The following is a 19,238-nucleotide window of genomic DNA, read 5'->3' on the forward strand; positions in this document are numbered from 1 at the left end:
CCAAATTTTTAGGTACTGGCCAGCGAGGATTGGCCGGTGACGCGAGTGGGTGTGATTTCGGACGAGTTCTGGGCCGTGGTCGAGCCGTTGATGCCGTCGCATGAGGGCAAGCGCGGCAGACGGTTTAGCGATCACCGGCTTATCCTGGAAGGGATCGCGTGGCGGTTCCGTACGGGAAGTCCGTGGCGGGACCTGCCCGCTGAGTTCGGGCCGTGGCAAACGGTGTGGAAGCGCCATCACCGTTGGTCGCTGGATGGTACCTACGACGAGATGTTCGCCCACGTTGCCGCGGTGTTCGGGGTGGACGCTGAGGTGGCCGAGGATATCGAGAAGTTGCTGTCGGTGGATTCCACGAACGTGCGGGCACACCAGCATTCGGCGGGCGCCCGCTCGGACACGCTCGCCACAGGGGGCACTGTCGAATTACAAGAAATCCGCCGATGAACCCGACGATCATGCGATCGGCCGCTCGCGCGGCGGGCTGACCACCAAGATCCATGCCCTGACCGATCAGCGCGAAGCCCCGGTGCGGATCCGGTTGACCGCAGGCCAGGCCGGCGACAACCCGCAACTGCTGCCCCTGCTCGACGACTATCGCCATGCCAGCACCGAATACGCCCTGGGCAGCACGGATTTCCGCTTACTCGCCGACAAGGCCTACTCACACCCAAGTACCCGTGCCGCATTACGGTCTAAGAAGATCAAGCACACCATCCCCGAACGCCAAGATCAGATCGACCGGCGCAAGGCCAAGGGGTCTGCCGGCGGGCGGCCACCAGCATTCGACGCCGCGCTCTACGGGCTACGCAACACCGTCGAACGCGGCTTCCATCGACTCAAGCAGTGGCGCGGCATCGCAACCCGCTACGACAAATACGCCCTGACCTACCTCGGCGGCGTCCTGCTGGCCTGCGCCGTCATCCACGCCCGAGTGGGAACTCCGAAATTGGGAGACACGCCCTAGCCCGCGCGGCCACGTTCGGTGCGGTAGCGGCGCACCAGCCCGTCGGTCGAGCTGTCCGACTGCGGTGGCGGTGAACCGGCGCCGGTGATTACCGGAAGCAGCGCCTTGGCCTGCGTCTTGCCCAGCTCCACCCCCCACTGGTCGAACGAGTCGATACCCCACACCACACCCTCGGTGAACACCTGATGCTCGTAGAGCGCGATCAACTGCCCCAGCACCGACGGCGTGAGCCGACTGGCCAGAATTGAGGTGGACGGCCGGTTGCCGGGCATCACCTTATGCGCTACCACGTGGGCGGGGGTGCCGTCGGCGGCGATCTCCTCGGCGGTCTTGCCGAACGCCAGCACCTGGGTTTGGGCGAAGAAGTTGCTCATCAGCAGATCATGCATGCTGCCGGTGCCCTCGGCGGTCGGCAGGTCGTCGAGGGGTTGAGCAAAGCCGATGAAATCGGCTGGCACCAGCCGGGTGCCCTGGTGCAGCAACTGGTAGAAGGCGTGCTGGCCGTTGGTTCCCGGTTCACCCCAAAAGATTTCACCGGTGTCGGCGCTGACCGGGCTGCCGTCGGCGCGCGTGGACTTGCCGTTGGATTCCATGGTCAACTGCTGAAGGTAGGCCGGAAAACGCGACAAGTCATTGGAATACGGCAGCACGGTGCGTGATTGCGCACCGAAGAAATTGGAGTACCACAGTCCGATCAGGCCAAGCAGCACCGGCGCGTTGGATTCCAGCGGAGCGGTCGCGAAATGGCGGTCGATGATGTGGAATCCGGCCAAGAAATCGGCGAAGGCGTCGCGGCCGATCACCGTCATCAACGACAGCCCGATCGCCGAATCCACCGAATAACGCCCGCCGACCCAATCCCAAAAACCGAACATGTTGTCGGTGTTGATCCCGAAGTCGTCGACCAGGCGCTTGTTGGTGGACACCGCGACAAAATGCCGCGACACCGCGGCGTCGCCCAGCGCATCGGTCAGCCAGCGACGCGCCGCGGTCGCATTGGTCAATGTCTCCAGCGTCGAGAACGTCTTCGACGCGACGATGAAAAGCGTTGTGGCGGGGTCTAGATCGGCGAGCGTGGCGATCAGGTCGGCGGGATCGACGTTGGACACGAAGCGCGCGGAAATGCCCGCGTCGGCATAGTGGCGCAACGCTTGGTACACCATCACCGGACCCAAATCCGAACCACCGATGCCGATGTTGACGACGGTGCTGATCCGCTTTCCAGTTGCTCCGGTCCACTCGCCGCTGCGCAGGCGGTCGGTGAAGGCGCCCATCGCGTCGAGCACGGCATGTACGTCGGTGACGACGTCTTGGCCGTCGACGACGAGTTCGGCGTCTCGGGGCAGCCGCAGCGCGGTGTGCAACACCGCTCGATCCTCAGAGGTGTTGATATGCACACCGGCGAACATCTGGTCGCGACGCTCTTCGAGGTGGGCCGTCCGGGCCAGATCGATCAGCAGCGCCAGCGTCTCGCGGGTGACGCGGTGTTTGCTGTAGTCGATGTAGAGATCGCCGACGCTGACGGTGAGCTCCCGGCCGCGACCCGGATCGTCGGCGAAGAACTGGCGAAGATGGGTGTTTCCGATCTGATCGTGATGTCTGCGCAGGGCGTCCCATGCCGGGGTAGCGGTGATGTCGGGGATTGGCGCGGAGGTCATGGTTCGACCCTAATGCCGTGGAGTGGCGTCGATCAGAGCCGCTGTCTTCGCCGAGCCTTTAGTTATCGTGCTCGGCGGCACTCGCCGTTTGTCGCGGTATCTACAGGCTCGGCGATGCGGGCCTGCGCTCTCGCGGCCTCGGCCCCCGCCGAGGCCGCTGACCGTCGCCCAGCACCCGCTGCAGATCAGGCAGCATGGCCTGCAATGGCGCACGCCAGTACGCCCAGGTGTGGGTTTCGCCATCCGGGAAGTTGAACCGCCGTTGCGCCGCTTGGTACTTGCTTTGCAAAGCCTGTCGCCTATTGCCGCTCAACTCCGCCGAGGGCGTGCCGTTGCCCGAATACGCCCAGATACGGGGTGCTGTTGGCCACCAGCTTCGCGGCATTGACCGTTGGCTCGCTGTGGGCCCACGCCGGATCGGTCGGCGGGCCCCCGGATCAATGACGCGGATCCGGCAACCACGCCATTTCCACTCGGGATGATCCCCTCACTCGCCGCCAGCCAGTCGGCCAGCTCTTGGGCCATATCCCGCCGTTGCCGACCGCCGGCCGGTGCCAGTTGGAATAGAACTCGCCATGCCACCGGTGGGCATGGCGAGCGACAGACCGGTCTGGTCAACCGAATACCGGCAGGTGTATATCCCGGCCGTTGTAGTCGTCTCGGGCGAGTATGCCGTCGGACAAGTACCACGCATGAGGGCCGCCACCTTGAAACTCCACCTTGATTAGGCGATGCATCGACCGCGACGGGACCATCAGTCGATGGGTAGACCCCGCCGCGACTACGTTGACGAGGTTGTCGAGCTGGTGCCTTGCCCGAGCAGCGCGATCAAAGCTGCCGCCCATATGACCATCAACCGGCGCAATTGTGAAACTCCAGCTGCCTTTGCTGCATCCATTTCGGCGGAAATTCAGCGCAGCGATGCAGAAATTCCCGGCAAACAGCGGCGGAAGTGACCCATTAGTGACCGAGGCGGCCCCTGCCCAATCGCAAAAGCAGGATGGCCAGATCCTTACCGTCGGGTCCCAGCTCGCTGTAGCGTTCGATGACCTTCATCTCCCGGCTGTGTACCAGCCGAGTGCCACCGGACGCCATCCGGGCCTTGCCGATGGCCTTGGAAACCTCAGCGCGTCGCTTGACTAACGCGAGGATTTCGGCGTCTAGCCGGTCGATCTCTTCGCGCAGCGTGTCGATCTCGGGGACAGGTTGGGACTCGAGCATTTCCAGGTTCATGGCTGCTAACTCCGCGTTCTCGTGATGTGGGGGTTCTGGTCTCATCCGGTACTGGGCCTCACACAAGAGACGAGCCCCGAATCCGGAAGCGGACCACGGGGCTCTGCGAAAGCAGCTAGACCACGGGCACCGCTGGCCGGTACCCGTAGAAAAATCGGCGCTGCGCGTTGAGCACGAACCGAGTGTGCCATCAACGGACGCGCCCGCGCAAAAACTTGGCGGGAAAAGTGCACGCAAAATTGGGTGGTGGCGCCGAACGACCTGCCGCGTGGCGATGCGCCTGGCCAGGCTATGCCACGGCCCGCCGACCCGTCGCCGAGCGGCGGTAAGTTTGGACCGACATGAGTGTGCACGCGACCGACGCCAAGCCTCCCGGTCCATCCCCAGCGGACCAACTGCTCGACGGCCTCAACCCGCAACAGCGCCAGGCGGTGGTGCATGAGGGTTCGCCGCTGCTGATCGTCGCGGGCGCGGGTTCGGGAAAGACCGCGGTGTTGACCCGCCGGATCGCCTATCTGATGGCGGCCCGCGGCGTCGGGGTGGGCCAGATTCTGGCCATCACCTTCACCAACAAAGCCGCCGCCGAGATGCGCGAACGGGTGGTGGGCCTGGTTGGGGAGAAGGCCCGGTACATGTGGGTGTCGACGTTTCACTCCACCTGCGTGCGCATCCTGCGCAACCAGGCGGCGCTGATCGAGGGCCTCAACTCCAACTTTTCGATCTATGACGCCGACGATTCGCGGCGGTTGCTGCAGATGGTGGGCCGTGACATGGGCCTAGACATCAAGCGGTACTCGCCGCGACTGCTGGCCAACGCCATCTCCAACCTGAAGAACGAGTTGATCGACCCGCATCAGGCGCTGGCCGGCTTAACGGAGGACTCCGATGACCTGGCGCGCGCAGTGGCGTCGGTTTATGACGAATACCAGCGGCGGCTGCGCGCGGCCAACGCGCTGGACTTCGACGACCTGATCGGCGAGACCGTCGCGGTGCTGCAGGCCTTCCCACAGATCGCCCAGTATTACCGTCGGCGGTTCCGGCATGTCCTGGTTGACGAATACCAGGACACCAACCACGCCCAGTACGTATTGGTGCGCGAGCTGGTCGGCCGCGACAGCAACGACGGTGTTCCCCCCGCCGAGTTGTGCGTCGTCGGGGATGCCGACCAGTCGATCTATGCGTTCCGCGGCGCCACCATCCGCAACATCGAAGACTTCGAACGTGACTACCCCGACACCAGAACCATTCTGCTGGAACAGAATTACCGCTCGACGCAGAACATCCTGTCGGCGGCCAACTCGGTGATCGCCCGTAACGCGGGACGCCGGGAGAAGCGGTTGTGGACCGACGCCGGCGCTGGCGAGTTGATCGTTGGCTACGTCGCCGACAACGAGCACGACGAGGCCCGGTTCGTGGCCGAGGAGATCGATGCGCTCGCCGAGGGTAGCGAGATCACCTACAACGATGTCGCCGTCTTCTACCGCACCAACAACTCGTCGCGGTCACTGGAAGAGGTGCTGATCCGCGCCGGTATTCCGTACAAAGTCGTTGGGGGAGTGCGCTTTTACGAGCGCAAGGAGATTCGCGACATCGTCGCCTACCTGCGCGTGCTGGACAACCCGGGCGACGCGGTCAGCCTGCGGCGCATCCTTAACACCCCGCGCCGCGGTATCGGGGATCGCGCCGAGGCGTGCGTGGCGGTGTACGCCGAGAACACCGGCGCCGGCTTCGGTGACGCGCTCGTCGCCGCGGCCCAAGGCAAAGTACCGATGCTGAATACCCGGGCGGAGAAGGCGATCGCGGGTTTCGTCGAGATGCTCGACGAGCTGCGCGGCCGCCTCGACGACGACCTGGGGGAGCTGGTCGAGGCGGTGTTGGAACGCACCGGATACCGCCGCGAGCTGGAAGCGTCCACCGATCCACAGGAGTTGGCCCGGCTGGACAACCTCAACGAATTAGTGAGCGTCGCACACGAATTCAGTACCGACCGGGAGAATGCCGCCGCACTTGGCCCAGACGACGAAGACGTCCCCGACACCGGTGTGCTGGCGGATTTTCTGGAACGGGTGTCGCTGGTCGCCGACGCCGATGAGATCCCGGAGCATGGCGCGGGCGTGGTTACCTTGATGACCTTGCACACCGCCAAGGGTTTGGAGTTCCCGGTGGTGTTTGTGACCGGCTGGGAGGACGGGATGTTCCCGCACATGCGGGCGTTGGACAACCCGACCGAGTTGTCCGAGGAGCGGCGGCTGGCCTATGTCGGCATCACCCGCGCCCGGCAGCGGTTGTACGTGAGCCGGGCGATCGTGCGTTCGTCTTGGGGCCAGCCGATGCTCAACCCGGAGTCGCGGTTTCTGCGGGAAATCCCGCAGGAGCTCATCGACTGGCGGCGCACCGCCCCGAAGCCGTCGTTCAGTGCGCCGGTGAGCGGCGCCGGTCGGTTCGGTAGCCCGCGTCCATCACCGACCCGCTCGGGGGCGAGCAGGCGCCCGCTGCTGGTGCTTCAGGTCGGCGACCGCGTAACCCATGACAAATACGGCCTGGGCCGCGTCGAGGAGGTCTCCGGTGTCGGCGAATCGGCGATGTCGCTGATCGACTTCGGCAGCGCGGGGCGGGTGAAGCTGATGCACAACCACGCCCCGGTCACCAAGCTCTGAGATTTCGCGCCGAGCGTGAAGTCACGGCGGCTATTTCGCGGATTTCTCGCCCTGAGAACACGTTCGGCGTCGTTGCCGGGTCAACCGGTGTAATTGCCGACGCTAAGTCCCCGCTTGGCGAGCCACGGCACCGGGTCCACGCGCTCGGTGCCGCCCAGGAGCACCTCGAAGTGCAGGTGCGGGCCGGTGGAAAAGCCACGGCTGCCCATGGTGGCGATCTGGTCGCCGGCCATCACGCGCTCACCGACGCTGACCAACGTGGTATTGACGTGGCCGTATAGCGTGACCGTGCCGTCGGCGTGCAGCAGCTTGACCCACATTCCGTAGCCGGCGGTGGGGCCGGCGTCGATGACGACGCCGTCGGACACCGCATAAATCGGGGTGCCGATCGCGTTAGCCAGGTCGATACCGGCGTGCAGTACACCCCATCGATAACCGAAACTCGACGTGAAGATGCCCTTCGTCGGCATGACGTACAGCGGGCGCTGTAGTCGCGCCTCGCGCTCGGCGCGCTCCTCGGCGAAGGCCACCCCCCTGGCGAACTCCGCGTTGTGCACCGCAGCACTCGCCGCCGGCTGGGCGGCGATGACCTGGACGCCCCGCGGTGGGTTGCTTCCCGACCCTTCGTTGAGCGCCGATGCATGAGCGGTCAGCACGGTCTCGGTGCGTGGGGTTTCCGACTGTTGGATCGCCGTATGCGCTGCCGCGGCCGCCGCGCCCGCGGCCATCGCCGAGATCAGCAGGCGCCCCCGGGCCGCACCGATCGGCTGCTTGCGGTGCTGCCCGACGCGCCGGGACACCGGGGTGACCTCCGGGGTCAGCACGACCGTGGGGGCGACCAGCCATTCGGGGGCCAGATCGTCGGCGTCGTCCAGGTCGTCGAGTTCTGGAGCCGCTAGCAGCTGCGCTTCGTAGTCGAAGACGCAGTCGTCCCCTAGGTCCAGGTCATCGAGCTCTGCGAAATCCAGCTCATCGTAGGGTGCTGAGCCGTCGAGGAATCCGTCCAGCGGGATGATTTCGGTGACTTCGTTACGGTGATGATGCGGCCAACGATCGCGAGGTGGGCGAATCGCTGCCATGGCAGCAGAACGGGCGATACGGTGCTGGGACAAATCTGAAATGTCCTCGGATCGTGACCATAACGTTATCTGGACCCTGAGACGTTATCCGCAACCGGATGGTAGTGGCAACTTCAGCGCGGAATTCGGCCGTGATTGTGAGTTGGATCACGTTTCGGCTGGACAAACATATCGGTGAGCTGTGCCACACCGGGTGGATGCGGCCGCGGAGTTAATCGGCGGTCTCGATACAGTTCTCCGTGCGAGTCGCCGATTTCGGCACCGCCTACCTATTGGTCGAGCAGTAAGCCGAGCGAAGACGGTGAGCCCATGGATCTTTTCGAGTATCAAGCCAAGGAGTTATTCGCCAAGCACAACGTGCCCAGCACGCCGGGTCGGGTGACCGACACAGCCGAGGGTGCCAAGGCTATCGCCACGGAGATCGGGCGTCCGGTGATGGTCAAAGCGCAGGTCAAGATCGGCGGCCGGGGCAAGGCCGGTGGCGTCAAATACGCCGCGACCCCACAAGACGCGTACGAGCACGCCAAGAACATCCTCGGCCTGGACATCAAAGGACACATCGTCAAGAAACTGCTGGTCGCTGAGGCTAGCGATATCGCCGAGGAGTACTACCTATCCTTCCTGCTCGACCGGGCCAACCGCACCTACCTGGCGATGTGCTCGGTGGAGGGCGGCATGGAGATCGAAGAGGTAGCGGCCACCAAACCCGAGCGGCTCGCCAAAGTCCCGGTGAATGCCGTCAAGGGCGTTGACCTAGATTTCGCGCGGTCCATCGCCGAACAGGGTCATCTTCCGGCCGAGGTGCTCGACACCGCAGCGGTCACCATCGCCAAGCTGTGGGAGCTCTTCGTCGCCGAGGACGCGACGCTGGTTGAGGTCAACCCGTTGGTGCGGACGCCTGACCACAAGATCCTCGCGCTGGATGCCAAGATCACCCTCGACGGCAACGCCGATTTCCGTCAGCCTGGCCATGCCGAGTTCGAGGATCGAGCTGCCACCGATCCACTGGAGTTGAAGGCCAAGGAGCACGACCTCAACTACGTCAAGCTGGACGGTCAGGTGGGGATCATCGGCAATGGCGCGGGCTTGGTGATGTCGACTCTCGACGTCGTCGCGTATGCCGGTGAGAAGCACGGCGGAGTCAAGCCGGCCAACTTCCTGGATATCGGCGGCGGCGCTTCGGCCGAGGTGATGGCCGCGGGTCTGGACGTGGTGCTGGGCGACCAGCAGGTCAAGAGCGTGTTCGTCAACGTCTTCGGTGGCATCACCTCGTGCGATGCGGTGGCGACCGGGATCGTCAAGGCGCTGGGCATGCTGGGTGACGAAGCCAACAAGCCGCTGGTGGTTCGGCTCGACGGCAACAACGTCGAGGAAGGCCGTCGCATCCTGACCGAGGCCAACCACCCCCTGGTGACACTGGTGGCGACGATGGACGAAGCCGCCGACAAGGCCGCTGAGCTGGCGAGCGCCTGAGCGAAAGGACCCATGACTCACATGTCCATATTTCTGAGCAGGGACAACAAGGTCATTGTGCAGGGCATCACCGGCAGTGAGGCCACCGTCCATACCGCGCGAATGCTGCGGGCGGGCACGCAAATCGTCGGCGGTGTGAACGCACGCAAAGCGGGCACCACCGTCACGCATGAGGATAAGGGCGGCCGACTGATCAAGCTGCCGGTGTTCGGCAGTGTCGCGGAGGCGATGGAAAAGACCGGCGCCGATGTGTCGATCATCTTCGTGCCGCCGACGTTCGCCAAGGACGCCATCATCGAGGCCATCGACGCCGAAATTCCGCTGTTGGTTGTGATCACCGAGGGAATTCCGGTGCAGGACACCGCCTATGCCTGGGCCTACAACCTCGAGGCTGGCCACAAGACCCGCATCATTGGCCCCAACTGTCCTGGCATTATCAGTCCCGGTCAGTCGCTGGCCGGTATCACGCCGGCCAACATCACCGGACCCGGTCCAATTGGTCTGGTGTCCAAGTCGGGGACGTTGACCTACCAGATGATGTTCGAACTGCGCGACCTTGGATTCTCCACGGCGATCGGCATCGGTGGTGATCCGGTGATTGGCACTACCCACATCGACGCCATCGAGGCCTTCGAGAAGGATCCGGACACCAAGCTCATCGTGATGATCGGCGAGATCGGTGGTGACGCCGAGGAGCGGGCCGCAGACTTCATCAAGACCAACGTGTCCAAGCCGGTCGTCGGCTATGTCGCCGGATTTACCGCACCCGAAGGCAAGACGATGGGCCACGCCGGCGCCATCGTCTCCGGCTCGTCTGGCACAGCGGCGGCCAAGCAAGAGGCCCTGGAGGCCGCCGGTGTGAAGGTCGGCAAGACCCCATCGGCGACCGCGGCGCTGGCCCGGGAGATCTTGCTCAGTCTCTAGGGCGAGCAGACGCATAAGCCCCCGCACGCCCGGCGTGTCGGTGGCTTATGCGTCTGCTCGCCCTATACGCAACAGGCCAACTTGGCGGCCAGCCGCTCCACGTACGCGGCTGCGTCGTCTGCAGACCTGTCCGGCATACCGAACAGCACCTCCGTCACGCCAAGCTCGGCCCAGCGCGCCAGCTTGTCGGGCACCGGTTTGACGTCCAGGGCCACGATCTGTGGAAGCCCGTCGCGGCCGGCGGCCGCCCAGATGTCTTGCAGTAACTTCACCGGCTCGTCGATGTCGACGTCGCGTGGAGTGGTGATCCAGCCGTCGGCGCTGCGCGCGATCCACTTGAAGTTCTTCTCCGTCCCCGCAGCGCCTACCAGCACCGGGATGTGCGGCTGCACCGGCTTGGGCCAGGCCCAGCTGGGTCCGAACTTGACGAACTCGCCGTCATAGCAGGCCTCCTCTTGGGTCCACAACGCCCGCATCGCCTCGAGGTATTCGCGCAGCATGGTGCGGCGGCGTCCGGGTGGCACACCATGATCGACGAGCTCGTCGGTGTTCCAGCCGAACCCGACCCCGACGCTGACCCGGCCGTGCGACAAATGATCCAGCGTCGCAATGCTTTTCGCCAGCGTGATCGGATCATGCTCGACCGGCAGCGCCACCGCGGTGGCAAGCCGGATCCGCGACGTCACCGCCGATGCCGCTCCCAGGCTCACCCACGGGTCCAACGTGCGCATATAGCGGTCGTCCGGCAGCGAAGCGTCACCCGTCGTCGGATGGGCCGCCTGGCGCTTGACCGGGATGTGGGTGTGTTCGGGCACGTAAAACGTGCGAAACCCGTGGCTTTCAGCAAGTCTGGCGGCCGCGGCCGGGGTGATGCCGCGGTCGCTGGTGAACAGCACAAGTCCGTAGTGCATGCACCGAATTAGAACGTGTTCCACCTGCGCCGGGCAAGCGGCCGTCGAGTCGTTAATGTCGCGAGCGCCGGTCGCTCCGGCAGCGGCACCCGAACGTGCGCTAGCGTGGTTGATCGAATCGCGTCGCCGGGAGCACAGCGTCGCACTGCACCAGTGGAGGAGCCATGACCTACTCGCCGGGTAACCCCGGATACCCGCAAGCGCAGCCCGCAGGCTCCTACGGAGGCGTCACACCCTCGTTCGCCCACGCCGATGAGGGTGCGAGCAAGCTACCGATGTACCTGAACATCGCGGTGGCAGTGCTCGGCCTGGCCGCGTACTTCGCCAGCTTCGGCCCAATGTTCACCCTCAGTACCGAACTCGGCGGAGGTGATGGCGCAGTGTCCGGTGACACTGGGCTGCCGGTCGGGGTGGCTCTGCTGGCTGCGCTGCTTGCCGGGGTGGCTCTGGTGCCCAAGGCCAAAAGCCATGTGACGGTAGTTGCGGTGCTCGGGGTCCTCGGCGTATTTCTGATGGTCTCGGCGACGTTTAACAAGCCCAGCGCCTATTCGACCGGTTGGGCATTGTGGGTTGTGTTGGCTTTCATCGTGTTCCAGGCGGTTGCGGCAGTCCTGGCGCTCTTGGTGGAGACCGGCGCTATCACCGCGCCGGCGCCGCGGCCCAAGTTCGACCCGTATGGACAGTACGGGCGGTACGGGCAGTACGGGCAGTACGGGGTGCAGCCGGGTGGGTACTACGGTCAGCAGGGTGCTCAGCAGCCCGCGGGACTGCAGTCGCCCGGCCCGCAGCAGTCTCCGCAGCCTCCCGGATATGGGTCGCAGTACGGCGGCTATTCGTCCAGTCCGAGCCAATCGGGCAGTGGATACACTGCTCAGCCGCCGGCGCAGTCCGGGTCGCAACAATCGCACCAGGGCCCATCCACGCCACCTACCGGCTTTCCGAGCTTCAGCCCGCCGCCACCGGTCAGTGCCGGGACGGGGTCGCAGGCTGGTTCGGCTCCAGTCAACTATTCAAACCCCAGCGGGGGCGAGCAGTCGTCGTCCCCCGGGGGGGCGCCGGTCTAACCGGGCGTTCCCGCGTCCGGTCGCGCGTGTGCGCGAAGAGTGAACAGGGTGTCAGCAAGCGCGGGCGATCGGGCGGCCGGCGCTCGTCCAGCTCGCGACCTCGTCAGGGTTGCGTTCGGCCCAGGTGTGGTGGCGTTGGGCATCATCGCCGCGGTGACGCTGCTCCAATTGCTGATCGCCAATAGCGACATGACCGGTGCGTGGGGCGCCATCGCCAGCATGTGGCTGGGCGTGCACCTGGTGCCGATCTCGATCGGTGGCCGCGCACTGGGCGTCATGCCGCTGTTGCCGGTCCTGTTGATGGTGTGGGCCACCGCGCGCAGCACGGCGCGGGCCACATCCCCACAGTCGTCAGGGCTCGTTGTTCGCTGGGTCGTCGCGTCGGCCCTGGGCGGACCGCTGCTGATGGCGGCGATTGCCCTGGCGGTCATTCACGACGCGTCATCAGTGGTCACCGAGCTGCAGACGCCCAGCGCCCTGCGCGCGTTCACCAGTGTGCTGGTTGTGCATTCCGTTGGGGCCGCGACCGGGGTGTGGTCCCGGGTAGGTCGACGGGCGCTAGCCGCCACGGCACTGCCCGATTGGCTGCACGATTCGATGCGTGCCGCCGCCGCTGGGGTGCTGGCGTTGCTCGGGCTTTCCGGCGTGGTGACGGCGGGGTCGCTGGTTGTGCATTGGGCGACGATGCAAGAGCTCTACGGGATCACCGATTCGATATTCGGCCAGTTCAGCCTCACTGTACTTTCGGTGCTTTACGCACCCAACGTCATCGTCGGCACCTCGGCCATCGCGGTTGGGTCCAGTGCTCACATTGGCTTCGCGACGTTCAGTTCGTTTGCAGTTTTGGGCGGCGATATCCCGGCACTGCCGATCCTGGCCGCGGCCCCGACGCCGCCGCTCGGCCCGGCATGGGTTGCCTTACTCATTGTGGGTGCTTCGTCGGGTGTGGCGGTCGGTCAGCAGTGCGCCCGCCGCGCCCTGCCGCTTGTTGCGGCTATGGCCAAGCTGCTGGTCGCTGCAGTTGCCGGGGCATTGGTAATGGCGGTTCTGGGTTACGGCGGTGGCGGCCGGCTGGGCAATTTCGGCGATGTCGGCGTGGACGAGGGCGCCTTGGTGTTGGGCGTGCTCTTCTGGTTTACGTTCGTAGGATGGGTCACGGTGGTGATTGCCGGCGGGATCAGCCGCCGCCCCAAGCGGCTCCGGCCGGCCCCGCCGGTCGAGCTGGACGCCGATGAATCTTCGCCACCGGTAGACATGTTCGACGGGGCAGCGAGCGAGCAGCCGCCCGCCTCGGTCGCGGAAGACGTCCCGCCTAGCCACGACGACATCGCCAACGGCCTCAAGGCCCCTACTGCCGACGACGAGGCGCTGCCCTTGTCCGACGAACCGCCGCCGCGGGCCGACTAATCTGCGGTTGGTGAGGCCGCAACTGTCTGAGGCCTTTACTCACGGTACTAGTCTGCACTGGGATGCAGGCTGGTGGTGCTCACACGCTTTGAGGAGCCAGACTAGGCTCGCCGTGTGCAGGAACCGCTTCGTGTACCCCCGAGTGCACCTGCGCGGCTGGTAGTACTCGCGTCTGGCACCGGTTCGTTGCTGAGATCTCTACTCGATGCCGCTGTCGGCGACTACCCGGCACGGGTAGTCGCCGTTGGTGTGGATCGCGAATGCCGGGCCGCCGAAATCGCCGCGGAAGCATCGGTGCCGGTGTTCACCGTTCGGCTCGCCGACCACCCCAGTCGCGATGCCTGGGACGTCGCCATCACCGCCGCCACCGCAGCCCATGAGCCCGACCTCGTCGTTTCTGCGGGCTTTATGAGAATCCTTGGACCGCAGTTCCTTTCACGATTCTACGGGCGCACCCTCAACACCCACCCGGCGCTGCTGCCGTCCTTCCCCGGCACGCACGGTGTCGCTAACGCGCTGGCCTACGGGGTGAAGGTCACCGGCGCTACGGTGCACCTAGTAGACGCTGGCACGGACACCGGGCCAATACTGGCGCAGCAACCTGTGCCGGTGCTCGACGGTGACGACGAAGAGACTTTGCATGAACGAATCAAGGTCACCGAACGACGGCTGTTGGTAGCGGCGGTGGCCGCACTGGCCACCCACGGCGTGACGGTGGTCGGACGAACAGCGACGATGGGACGAAAGGTAACCATACGATGAGCACCGACGACGGAAGACGGCCGATCCGCCGTGCGCTGATCAGCGTGTACGACAAGACCGGGCTGGTAGACCTGGCACAGGGCCTGAGCGCGGCCGGCGTCGAGATCATCTCGACTGGGTCAACGGCCAAGACCATTGCCGACACCGGGATTCCGGTGACCCCCGTGGAGCAGCTGACCGGCTTTCCCGAGGTGCTCGATGGCCGGGTCAAGACACTGCACCCGCGAGTGCATGCCGGGCTGCTGGCTGACCTGCGCAAGTCCGAGCACGCCGCGGCCCTCGAGCAACTCGGGATCGAGGCTTTCGAACTCGTTGTAGTCAACTTGTATCCGTTCAGCCAGACCGTCGAATCCGGCGCCAGTGTCGACGACTGCGTCGAGCAGATTGATATCGGCGGGCCGGCGATGGTGCGGGCCGCCGCCAAAAACCATCCCAGCGTGGCGGTGGTCACCGATCCGCTTGGGTACCATGGCGTGCTTGCCGCACTGCGCGCCGGCGGATTCACCCTCGCCGAGCGCAAAAGGCTGGCGTCGTTAGCGTTTCAGCATATAGCCGAGTACGACATCGCCGTCGCGAGCTGGATGCAACAGACCCTAGCGCCCGAACATCCTGTTGCCGCCTTTCCGCAGTGGTTCGGCCGAAGCTGGCGCCGCGTGGCGATGCTGCGCTACGGCGAGAACCCGCACCAACAGGCCGCTCTCTACGGCGACCCCACCGCCTGGCCGGGGCTGGCCCAGGCCGAGCAACTGCACGGAAAAGACATGTCCTACAACAACTTCACCGATGCGGACGCAGCCTGGCGCGCCGCCTTCGACCACGAACAAACGTGCGTGGCGATCATCAAGCACGCCAACCCGTGCGGCATCGCAATCTCGTCCGTTTCGGTCGCCGACGCGCATCGCAAGGCTCACGAATGCGATCCGCTGAGCGCCTACGGCGGGGTCATCGCCGCCAATACCGAGGTCAGTGTCGAAATGGCGGAGTATGTGAGCACCATCTTCACCGAAGTCATCGTCGCGCCTGGCTACGCCCCCGGGGCCCTCGATGTGCTGGCCCGCAAGAAGAACATCCGGGTGCTGGTAGCCGCCGAGCCACTGGCCGGTGGCAGCGAGTTGCGTCCGATCAGTGGTGGACTGCTGATACAGCAGAGCGACCAGCTTGACGCGCACGGTGACAACCCGGCGAACTGGACCTTGGCGACCGGGTCACCTGCGGACCCCGCGACGCTGACCGACCTGGTCTTCGCGTGGCGAGCCTGCCGTGCGGTCAAGTCGAACGCGATAGTGATAGCTGCCGACGGCGCCACCGTCGGCGTCGGGATGGGTCAGGTCAACCGGGTCGACGCCGCCCGGTTGGCCGTCGAACGCGGCGGCGAGCGGGTTCGCGGCGCGGTGGCAGCCTCCGATGCGTTCTTCCCCTTTCCCGACGGCCTGGAAACGTTGGCCGCCGCGGGGGTCACCGCGGTCGTCCACCCCGGTGGCTCGGTGCGCGACGAGGAAGTGACCGAAGCGGCGGCCAAGGCCGGTGTCACCCTGTATCTCACCGGGGCGCGGCACTTCGCGCACTGAGGCCGCTGGCCGCGACAGTGAAATCCACGACGTGACACGCCGGAAACGCGTCGTGACATTCACTCTCGTGGCCAGAAGAAAGACGGCGTCGTAGCGTGGAACGGTGATGTCACCCAGTAACCTGCCCCGCACCGTGGGCGAGCTGCGTGCCGCCGGTCATCGGGAACGGGGGGTCAAGCAGGAAATCCGGGAAAATCTGCTGACCGCGCTGGCCGACGGCGACAACGTCTGGCCGGGCATCCTGGGTTTCGACGACACCGTGATTCCCCAGGTGGAGCGGGCCTTGATCGCCGGTCACGACTTTGTCCTGCTCGGCGAACGCGGCCAGGGCAAGACCCGGCTGCTGCGCGCACTCGCGGGTCTGCTGGACGAGTGGACGCCGGTGATCGCCGGCGCCGAACTGGGCGAGCACCCCTACACGCCGATCACGCCGGAGTCGATCCGGCGGGCCGCGCAGCTCGGCGACGACCTACCGGTGGCGTGGAAGCACCGCAGCGAGCGCTACACCGAGAAGCTGGCCACCCCCGACACCAGCGTCGCCGACCTGGTCGGCGACGTCGACCCGATCAAGGTTGCCGAGGGCCGCAGCCTCGGGGATCCCGAAACCATCGCCTACGGGCTCATCCCGCGGGCGCACCGCGGCATCGTCGCGGTCAACGAGCTGCCCGACCTCGCCGAACGCATCCAGGTGTCGATGCTCAACGTCATGGAAGAACGCGACATCCAGGTCCGCGGCTACACGCTGCGGCTGCCGCTGGATGTGTTGGTGGTCGCCAGCGCCAACCCCGAGGACTACACCAACCGTGGCCGCATCATCACGCCCATCAAGGACCGGTTCGGCGCCGAGATCCGCACCCACTACCCGCTGGAGCTGGAGGCGGAGATGGGCGTCATCGCCCAGGAGGCGCACCTGAGTGCACAGGTGCCCGACTACCTGATGCAGGTGCTCGCGCGGTTTGCCCGTTACCTGCGAGAATCCCGCTCGATCGATCAACGCTCCGGGGTGTCGGCGCGGTTTGCCATCGCGGCGGCCGAAACCGTGGCGGCCGCCGCCCGGCACCGCGGGGCGGTGCTGGGCGAGACCGACCCGGTGGCCCGGGTGGTCGACCTGGGCACGGTGATCGACGTGCTGCGCGGAAAGCTGGAATTCGAGTCCGGCGAGGAGGGCCGCGAACAGGCGGTGCTCGAGCATCTGTTGCGTCGCGCCACCGCCGATACCGCGTCCCGGGTGCTGGGCGGTATCGACGTCGGCTCGCTGGTGACCGCGGTCGAGGGCGGTTCGGCGGTGACGACGGGGGAGCGGGTGTCGGCCAAGGACGTGCTGGCGGCGGTGCCGGGGCTGCCGGTGGTGGACAGGATCGCGCGCAAACTGGGCGCCGAATCCGAGGGGGAGCGCGCCGCCGCGTTGGAACTGGCGTTGGAGGCGTTATATCTCGCCAAGCGCGTTGACAAGGTCTGCGGGGAGGGCCAGACCGTCTATGGCTAAGCCTGATGGTGACGACCCGCTGCGCCCGGCTTCGCCGCGCTTGCGATCGTCACGACGGCACTCGCTACGCTACTCGGCGTACACCGGCGGGCCCGACCCGCTGGCCCCGCCGGTGGATCTGCGCGATGCGCTGGAACAGATCGGCCAAGACGTCATGGCGGGCGCCTCGCCGCGCCGGGCGCTGTCCGAGCTGCTGCGGCGGGGCACCAGGAACCTGACCGGCGCCGACCGGCTGGCGGCCGAGGTGAACCGCCGCCGACGGGAGTTGTTGCGCCGCAACAACTTAGATGGCACCTTGCAGGAGATCAAGAAGCTGCTCGACGAGGCCGTGCTGGCCGAACGCAAGGAGCTGGCCCGCGCGCTGGACGACGACGCCCGCTTCGCCGAGCTGCAGCTGGACGCGCTTCCGGCCTCGCCGGCCAAGGCAGTACAGGAGCTGGCCGAATACCGCTGGCGCAGCGGGCAGGCCCGCGAAAAGTATGAGCAGATCAAGGATTTGCTCGGCCGTGAGCTGCTCGACCAACGCTTTGCCGGCATGAAGCAGGCGCTTGCCGGTGCCACCGACGACGATCGCCGGCGGGTCACCGAGATGCTCGACGACCTCAACGACCTGTTGGATAAGCACGCCCGCGGTGAAGATACGCAGCGGGACTTCGACGAGTTCATGACCAAGCACGGCGAGTTCTTCCCGGAGAACCCGCGCAACGTCGAGGAGCTGCTGGACTCGCTGGCCAAGCGAGCCGCCGCCGCGCAGCGGTTCCGCAACAGCCTGAGCCAGGAACAGCGGGACGAGCTGGACGCGTTGGCGCAGCAGGCATTTGGCTCTCCGGCGTTGATGCGGGCGCTGGACCGTTTGGATGCGCATCTGCAGGCCGCCCGTCCCGGCGAAGACTGGACCGGCTCGCAGCAGTTCTCCGGCGATAATCCGTTCGGCATGGGGGAAGGCACCCAGGCGCTGGCCGACATCGCCGAGATGGAGCAGCTGGCCGAGCAGCTGTCGCAGAGCTATCCGGGCGCCAGCATGGACGATGTCGACCTGGACGCACTGGCCCGCCAGCTCGGCGACCGGGCCGCCATCGACGCCCGGACGCTGGCCGAGTTGGAACGCGCGCTGGTCAATCAGGGCTTCCTGGACCGCGGTTCCGACGGCCAGTGGCGGCTCTCGCCGAAGGCCATGCGCCGCCTCGGCGAAACGGCGTTACGCGATGTGGCGCAACAACTTTCCGGGCGCCACGGCGAGCGTGATCACCGGCGTGCCGGCGCCGCGGGCGAGCTGACCGGTGCGACGCGGCCCTGGCAGTTCGGCGACACCGAGCCGTGGCACGTCGCCCGCACGCTGACCAATGCCGTGCTGCGCCAAGCCGCTGCCGTGCATGACCGCATCCGGATCACCGTCGAGGATGTCGAGGTCGCCGAGACCGAAACGCGCACCCAGGCCGCTGTTGCGTTGTTGGTGGACACCTCGTTTTCGATGGTGATGGAGAATCGCTGGCTGCCGATGAAGCGCACGGCGCTGGCGCTGCACCACCTGGTGTGCACCCGGTTCCGCTCGGATGCCTTGCAGATCATCGCGTTTGGGCGCTACGCCCGCACGGTGACGGCGGCCGAGCTGACGGGGTTGGCGGGTGTCTACGAGCAGGGCACCAACCTGCATCATGCGCTCGCGCTGGCCGGTCGGCACCTGCGCCGGCACGCAGGCGCCCAGCCCGTGGTGCTGGTGGTGACCGACGGTGAGCCGACCGCCCACCTGGAGGACTTCGACGGCGAGGGCTCGTCGGTGTTCTTCGATTACCCGCCCCATCCGCGCACCATCGCCCACACCGTGCGCGGGTTCGACGACATGGCGCGGCTGGGTGCCCAAGTCACGATCTTCCGGTTGGGCGGTGACCCCGGCCTGGCCCGGTTCATCGACCAGGTTGCACGACGGGTGCGGGGCCGCGTGGTGGTGCCCGATCTCGACGGGCTGGGCGCGGCGGTGGTGGGCGACTACCTGCGCTTCCGGCGGCGCTAGTTTGTTGCAATCAGAGTGCTAGCATCATGCTAGCAATATGC

Annotated in this window: 15 protein-coding genes and 1 pseudogene; 11 read left to right on the plus strand and 5 right to left on the minus strand. The window is 66.0% G+C overall.

Annotated elements, in window-relative coordinates:
- The first annotated feature begins 36 nt into the window (after positions 1 to 36).
- Positions 37 to 964 (plus strand): annotated as a pseudogene (locus MCAN_RS21095) (IS5-like element ISMt1 family transposase).
- Here the strand turns inward: MCAN_RS21095 and pgi are convergent.
- Positions 961 to 2,622 (minus strand): glucose-6-phosphate isomerase, encoded by a 1,662-nt coding sequence (gene pgi / locus MCAN_RS04975; protein WP_003404830.1) that lies wholly within the window; start codon positions 2,620 to 2,622, stop codon positions 961 to 963. The pseudogene MCAN_RS21095 and the gene pgi overlap by 4 nt on opposite strands.
- A 614-nt stretch (positions 2,623 to 3,236) precedes the next feature.
- Positions 3,237 to 3,467: a hypothetical protein gene (locus MCAN_RS23400; RefSeq protein WP_014000515.1), complete on the minus strand. Its 231-nt coding sequence runs from the start codon at positions 3,465 to 3,467 to the stop codon at positions 3,237 to 3,239.
- Here MCAN_RS23400 and MCAN_RS21105 point away from each other — a divergent pair.
- Positions 3,384 to 3,578: a hypothetical protein gene (locus tag MCAN_RS21105; RefSeq protein WP_041179846.1), complete on the plus strand. Its 195-nt coding sequence runs from the start codon at positions 3,384 to 3,386 to the stop codon at positions 3,576 to 3,578. The genes MCAN_RS23400 and MCAN_RS21105 overlap by 84 nt on opposite strands.
- Before the next feature lie 4 nt (positions 3,579 to 3,582).
- On the opposite strand, the gene MCAN_RS04985 is transcribed toward MCAN_RS21105, so the two are convergent.
- A complete protein-coding gene (locus tag MCAN_RS04985; protein WP_003404838.1) occupies positions 3,583 to 3,900 on the minus strand; it encodes a chorismate mutase in 318 nt (105 codons plus the stop codon).
- A gap of 296 nt (positions 3,901 to 4,196) precedes the next feature.
- On the opposite strand from MCAN_RS04985, the gene pcrA reads away from it, so the two are divergent.
- Complete coding sequence (pcrA, locus tag MCAN_RS04990) at positions 4,197 to 6,512, plus strand: DNA helicase PcrA (RefSeq protein WP_014000516.1); 2,316 nt, start codon at positions 4,197 to 4,199, stop codon at positions 6,510 to 6,512.
- An 80-nt stretch (positions 6,513 to 6,592) separates the two neighbouring features.
- Here pcrA and MCAN_RS04995 read toward each other — a convergent pair whose 3' ends face one another.
- Entirely contained in the window at positions 6,593 to 7,591 is a 999-nt protein-coding gene (locus MCAN_RS04995) for a M23 family metallopeptidase (protein ID WP_014000517.1), read from the minus strand.
- 309 nt (positions 7,592 to 7,900) lie between these two features.
- Between MCAN_RS04995 and sucC the strand changes: the two genes are divergently transcribed.
- Both sucC and sucD read left to right on the plus strand, forming a co-directional pair.
- Positions 7,901 to 9,064: an ADP-forming succinate--CoA ligase subunit beta gene (gene sucC, locus MCAN_RS05000; protein WP_003898659.1), complete on the plus strand. Its 1,164-nt coding sequence runs from the start codon at positions 7,901 to 7,903 to the stop codon at positions 9,062 to 9,064.
- 21 nt (positions 9,065 to 9,085) lie between these two features.
- The gene (gene sucD, locus MCAN_RS05005; RefSeq protein ID WP_003404870.1) at positions 9,086 to 9,988 is read left to right on the plus strand and encodes a succinate--CoA ligase subunit alpha; all 903 of its coding nucleotides are present in this window, start codon (positions 9,086 to 9,088) and stop codon (positions 9,986 to 9,988) included.
- Between the two features lie 62 nt (positions 9,989 to 10,050).
- On the opposite strand, the gene MCAN_RS05010 is transcribed toward sucD, so the two are convergent.
- Positions 10,051 to 10,899: an LLM class F420-dependent oxidoreductase gene (locus MCAN_RS05010; protein WP_003404873.1), complete on the minus strand. Its 849-nt coding sequence runs from the start codon at positions 10,897 to 10,899 to the stop codon at positions 10,051 to 10,053.
- A 164-nt stretch (positions 10,900 to 11,063) separates the two neighbouring features.
- Here MCAN_RS05010 and MCAN_RS05015 point away from each other — a divergent pair, with 164 nt between their 5' ends.
- The 6 genes from MCAN_RS05015 (at position 11,064) to MCAN_RS05040 (ending at position 19,197) form a co-directional block, all read left to right on the plus strand.
- Complete coding sequence (locus MCAN_RS05015) at positions 11,064 to 11,963, plus strand: DUF5336 domain-containing protein (RefSeq protein ID WP_014000518.1); 900 nt, start codon at positions 11,064 to 11,066, stop codon at positions 11,961 to 11,963.
- A gap of 39 nt (positions 11,964 to 12,002) precedes the next feature.
- Positions 12,003 to 13,370, plus strand: coding sequence for a cell division protein PerM (locus MCAN_RS05020; protein WP_014000519.1), 1,368 nt, complete (start codon positions 12,003 to 12,005; stop codon positions 13,368 to 13,370).
- 114 nt (positions 13,371 to 13,484) lie between these two features.
- Entirely contained in the window at positions 13,485 to 14,132 is a 648-nt protein-coding gene (gene purN, locus MCAN_RS05025; protein WP_014000520.1) for a phosphoribosylglycinamide formyltransferase, read from the plus strand.
- Complete coding sequence (purH, locus tag MCAN_RS05030) at positions 14,129 to 15,700, plus strand: bifunctional phosphoribosylaminoimidazolecarboxamide formyltransferase/IMP cyclohydrolase (RefSeq protein ID WP_014000521.1); 1,572 nt, start codon at positions 14,129 to 14,131, stop codon at positions 15,698 to 15,700. Before purN ends, purH begins: the two co-directional genes overlap by 4 nt.
- A gap of 106 nt (positions 15,701 to 15,806) precedes the next feature.
- Positions 15,807 to 17,186: a sigma 54-interacting transcriptional regulator gene (locus tag MCAN_RS05035; RefSeq protein WP_014000522.1), complete on the plus strand. Its 1,380-nt coding sequence runs from the start codon at positions 15,807 to 15,809 to the stop codon at positions 17,184 to 17,186.
- Positions 17,179 to 19,197: a vWA domain-containing protein gene (locus MCAN_RS05040; protein WP_014000523.1), complete on the plus strand. Its 2,019-nt coding sequence runs from the start codon at positions 17,179 to 17,181 to the stop codon at positions 19,195 to 19,197. Before MCAN_RS05035 ends, MCAN_RS05040 begins: the two co-directional genes overlap by 8 nt.
- Positions 19,198 to 19,238: the final 41 nt, after the last annotated feature.

Origin of the sequence: Mycobacterium canetti CIPT 140010059, from assembly GCF_000253375.1 — a bacterium.
Taxonomy (GTDB): Bacteria; Actinomycetota; Actinomycetes; order Mycobacteriales; family Mycobacteriaceae; genus Mycobacterium; species Mycobacterium tuberculosis.